Here is a 4,853-nt window from a genome sequence, read left to right on the forward strand (position 1 = left end):
CGGCTACCCCGCCCCCGGGCAGGGGTTCGGCGCGTACCCGCCCGGTCCCGTCACGCCCGCGAACGCGGGTGGCGGTGCCAAGAAGCGCATGGCCGTGATCGTCTCGGCGGCCGTCGCGCTCGCGCTCGTCATCGGTGGTGGCGCCTGGTACGCGCTCTCCGGCGACGACGGCAAGGACAGCAAGGCGGGCGGTGGCAGCAGCCAGAGCAAGGGCGACAACGGCCCCGGGGGTCCCAAGCCCAAGACTGTTAACGGGAAGCTGCTGTTCAGCGTGCCTTCGCCGGACGTGCCGGACATGGTCCAGGCCGCGGGCATGTGGGCCACCGACCAGGTCGTGGCCAAGACCGACGTCTACAAGGTCACCGGCTACGGTCCGTCCGGCGGCAAGAAGTGGGAGATCCCGCTCGACGGTGCCGTCTGCTGGGCCAACTCGCAGGCCACGGCCGACGGCAAGGCCGTGATCCTGGTCAGCGACGGCAAGCCGACGACCGACAAGCCGTACGGCGGCCCCTGCACCCACGTGGTCGCGCTCGACCTGGACAAGGGCGCCAAGCTCTGGGAGAAGACCGCCAAACAGGGTGACACGGACATCACCTTCTCGGAGGTCACCATCGGCGGCGGCACGGTCGCCGCGGGCGGCCTCCGCGGCGGTGCCGCCTGGTCACTGGACGGCGGCAAGGAGCTGTGGGTCCCCAAGGCCGAGGACGACTGCAAGGACGCGGGCTACGGCGGCGGCAACAAGCTGGTGGCCGTGCGCCGTTGCGGTGACTACCAGCGGCCGACGATCACGATCCAGACGCTCGACCCCAAGTCGGGCGCGATCAAGTCCAAGTTCAAGATGCCCGCCGGGATCGACTACCCGCACATCGCGTCCACCGACCCGCTGGTCGTGGCCGTCTCCGCGGGTGACTCCACCGGCAACGGCGCCTCGGACTTCATGGCGATCGACGACAGCGGCCAGGACGGCACCCTCCGTTCCAAGATCTCGACGGGCAACGGCCAGTACGAGCCGAAGTGCCCGGCGGTCGAGGTCGAGGGCTGCAAGAAGATCTCCATCACCAAGGACACGCTCTACATGCCCACGAAGCAGCACGCTTCGGGTGACTCCGACAAGCCGGGGCGGGTGAACGAGGTCGTCGCCTTCGACCTGGCCAACGGCCAGTCCAAGGGCAAGACGGACGGCGTGCCGGGTGCCGCCTTGATCCCGCTGGGCGTCGACAAGGACGGCTACGCGATCGTCTACCAGGGCGCGACCTACAACCAGGGCGGCCAGGTCTGGCGGGTCGATCCGAAGACCTTCAAGCCCGACGTCCTGCTGAAGAACGCGGACGACTCCGCCAAGGCGGAGTACGACCTCTCGCCGGACTACAAGCCGGGCCTGTGGGCCCATGGCCGGCTCCTTCTGGGTCAGGACTATGTCCACAAGCGGTCGTCGGCCGCCCTCGACCGGGAGAACCTGCTGGCCGTCTTCGGCGGCAGCTGACCGGTGGCCCGCCTCCGTGGCCGCCCCCGTGGTCACTCCTGTGGTCACTCCTGTGGTCATCAGGGGTGACCACGCGGGTTGACGCCCGTATGGTTGCCCTCGCGGAGGTCCGACCCGCGTCGTGTTGACGCCGTAGCCGTTTCCGATCGGTTGACGCACGATGAAGCACGCTTAACGTCGTATCCCTGCCCGTCACGTCTTGTTGCCTGAACGATCCGTTTCAGTCTCGAAGTACACGTGATTGGCAGGGATTTCGGCATTCCGGGGGACTTCTCACCGGTAAGGGGCGCGGAACGTCGAACAAGCGTGTAGCTTCCGGGGGCAGGATGGGTCGACATAGAGACTCGACAAAGAGACGTACGCGGGCGACAGGGGGCTAGCGCATGGGCGTGCGGCTCATGGTGGTCGACGACCACCGACTGCTGGCGGAGGCGCTCGCCTCGGCACTGAAGCTGCGGGGGCACCGGGTGCTGGCCGCGGCGGCGCCGAGCGCGGGGGCGGCCGATCTCGTGGTCAGCCGGGCCCCGGAGGTGTGCCTGCTGGGCACTGCCGCACCCGCAGAACCGGGGGCCTTCGACCCCGTGGTGCGGATCAAGCGGGAGCGCCCCCAGGTGGCCGTCGTGGTGCTCGGCCCCGTGCCGAGCCCGCTCGGCATCGCGGCGGCCTTCGCCGCGGGCGCCTCCGGGTATGTACGGCACAACGAACGTATCGAGGGCGTCGAGCGGGCCATGATGAAGGCGCGCGCCGGGGAGGCCGCGGTCGATCCGCAGCTCCTCCAGGGCGCCTTCACCGAGCTCCTCAACCCCGCGGCGCAGCCCGACGACGAGGGGGCGCGGCTGCTTCAGCTGCTCACCCCGCGCGAGGTCGAGGTGCTGGTGCGGGTCGCCGAGGGCGAGGACACCCGGCTGATCGCGGCGGGGATGGGGATAGCGCCCAGCACCGCGCGTACGCATGTGCAGCGCGTCCTGATGAAGCTGGGCGTGGGCTCCCGGCTGGAGGCGGCGGCCCTCGCGGCCCGTACCGGCCTGCTCGACCGGGCCACGAGCGGCCCCGCGCACGAGCCGGGGCGGCTCATCGCTCCCCGGCGTCCGGGGGTGGGGGCGGGACCTGGGGCCTGAGCCTGAACCACACCAGGAAGAAGGCCCCGAGCGCCAGCATGCCGAGGCCCGTCCAGAGGTTGATGTCGATGCCCTGGGCCTTCTCCAGGTCCGCGTCGGACGTGGTGAGGCCCTTCAGGGTGACGATCACGCCGTACACCGCGAACAGGCCGCCGATCACCAGCCGGAGGTCGAAGAGCCGCTGCCGCTTCCTGTTCTTGTTCCTGCGCATGGGTGCTCCTCAGAGCGAGATCAGAGCGAGAACGGGACGTAGCAGACGGCGGCCAGTACGACCGCGCCCCAGCCGAGCAGCGCGGGCCTGCGGTACCAGGCGTCATCTCCTGGGGCCGGAGGCGCCGCCGCCCCCGGCGAGCGCGTCCCGTAGACGAAACCGGCCAGTGACTCCACCGGCTTGGGCTCGGTGGCGTACGAGACGGCGACCGTGACCACCGCGCCCACGGCGAACGCGACGATCGCGGAGACGAAGTTGGCGCCCTGGTCGGACGGGATCGCGACGACGCCCTGCTTGTAGAGCCAGAAGTAGTTCAGCATCGCGGCGACCGTGCCGGACAGCAGCCCCCAGAAGCCGGCCGCCGCCGTGGCCCGCCGCCAGAACATCCCCAGGATGAACACGCAGAACAGCGGCACGTTGAAGAAGGAGAACAGCGTCTGGAGGTAGTTCATGATGTTGGAGAAGGACGAGGCGATGAAGGCCGTGCCCATGCCCGCCAGCACGCCGATCGCGGTGATCACGCGGCCGGTCACCAGGTAGTACGCGTCCGGGCGGCCCTTGCGCACGTACGCGGCCCAGATGTCGTTGGTGAAGACCGTGTTGAACGACGAGACGTTGGCCGCCATGCCCGCCATGAAGGCCGCGAGCAGGCCGGTCACGGCGAGCCCGAGCACGCCGTTCGGCAGCAGGTCGCGCATCAGCACCGGGATGGCGTCGTTGTAGGCGAGGCCGCTGCCGTCCCTGCCCAGGGCGGGCTCCATGACCAGGGCGATCATCCCCGGCAGCACCACCACGAGCGGGATCAGCAGCTTGGGGAAGGCGGCGATGAGCGGGGTGCGCCGCGCGGCGCCGAGGTCCTTGGCGGACAGCGCGCGCTGCACCTCCGCGAAGTTCGTCGTCCAGTAGCCGAAGCTGAGCACGAAGCCCAGACCCAGCGTGATCGTCAGCCAGTTGGCGCCCAGGGGATTGCCGTGGCCGATGCCCGTACCGCCCCACGCGCTCAGGAAGTCGTCACCGCGGCTGTGCCGCAGCGACGACGACAGGCCGTGCCAGCCGCCCACCCGCGCCAGGCCCACCACCGTCAGCGGGATCAGCGCGGCCAGGATGACGAAGAACTGGAGCACCTCGTTGTAGACCGCCGACGACAGGCCGCCCAGCGTGATGTACGCGAGGACGAAGAAGCCCGCGACGACGATCGCCACCCACTGCGGCCACCCCAGCAGCGCCTTCAGCACGATCGCCATCGCGTAGAGGTTCACGCCCGCGATCAGCACCGACGACACGGCGAAGATCGCCGACGAGAGCAGATGCGAGGACGGCCCGAAGCGGTGCAGCAGGAACTCCGGCACGGAGCGCACCTTGGAGCCGTAGTAGAACGGCATCATCACCAGCCCCAGGAAGACCATGGCCGGTATCGCGCCGATCCAGTACCAGTGGACCGTGTACGCCCCGTACTGTGCGCCGTTGGCGGCCATGCCCAGGATCTCGGTCGCGCCGAGGTTGGCCGCCACGAAGGCGAGACCGGTGACCCACGCGGGCAGCGAGCGGCCCGACAGGAAGAAGTCCAGGCTGGTGCGGACCGACCGGCGGGCCGCGAAGCCGATGCCGAGGACGACCGCGAAGTAGAGGGCGAGGATCGTGTAGTCGAGCCAGTCGACGGGAAGCCGCAGTCCTTCGGCCAGTTGGCGCATGGATCACCTCATCGCTCGCTGATGGCAGCCCTGTTGGGGCATGATTCCTTGTGTTGGGTTGTGTGTGAAGATGTTTGGACGGGAGTGATTCCTGCGATGACACGGACAGCGACGCGAACAGCGATGCGGACCACGCCATGACCACGGCCGCGGCATGAGGAGGACGGCGACCCGGCTCGCCGACGGACGCGAGCTGATCTACTACGACCTCCACGGCGGGGGTGTTGCGCGTGCCGTGCCCGACCTGCGGCCCCTCGACCCCGTCACCAGCACCCCGGAGGTCCGGCGGGACCCGCTGCTCGGCGACAGCGTCGTCATCGCCGCGCACCGCCAGGCGCGTACGTACCACC

Annotated in this window: 4 protein-coding genes and 1 pseudogene; 3 read left to right on the forward strand and 2 right to left on the reverse strand. The window is 69.6% G+C overall.

Features of this window, described 5'->3' with window-relative positions; all coding sequences use genetic code 11:
- Window positions 1–1,483: PQQ-binding-like beta-propeller repeat protein (locus K6I34_RS31815; protein ID WP_229331401.1), on the forward strand; the 1,483-nt coding region annotated here is incomplete at its 5' end.
- Between the two features lie 383 nt (window positions 1,484–1,866).
- A complete protein-coding gene (locus tag K6I34_RS31820) occupies window positions 1,867–2,601 on the forward strand; it encodes a response regulator transcription factor (RefSeq protein WP_229331403.1) in 735 nt (244 codons plus the stop codon).
- Here the strand turns inward: K6I34_RS31820 and K6I34_RS31825 are convergent.
- Window positions 2,555–2,812 (reverse strand): hypothetical protein, encoded by a 258-nt coding sequence (locus K6I34_RS31825; RefSeq protein ID WP_229331405.1) that lies wholly within the window; start codon window positions 2,810–2,812, stop codon window positions 2,555–2,557. The genes K6I34_RS31820 and K6I34_RS31825 overlap by 47 nt on opposite strands.
- Window positions 2,813–2,832: 20 nt before the next feature.
- Window positions 2,833–4,503: a sodium:solute symporter family protein gene (locus tag K6I34_RS31830; protein WP_229331407.1), complete on the reverse strand. Its 1,671-nt coding sequence runs from the start codon at window positions 4,501–4,503 to the stop codon at window positions 2,833–2,835.
- Between the two features lie 154 nt (window positions 4,504–4,657).
- Here K6I34_RS31830 and K6I34_RS31835 point away from each other — a divergent pair.
- Window positions 4,658–4,853 (forward strand): annotated as a pseudogene (locus K6I34_RS31835) (galactose-1-phosphate uridylyltransferase); the annotation flags it as partial.

Source organism: Streptomyces sp. UNOC14_S4 (assembly GCF_020740835.1).
Classification (GTDB): domain Bacteria; phylum Actinomycetota; class Actinomycetes; order Streptomycetales; family Streptomycetaceae; genus Streptomyces.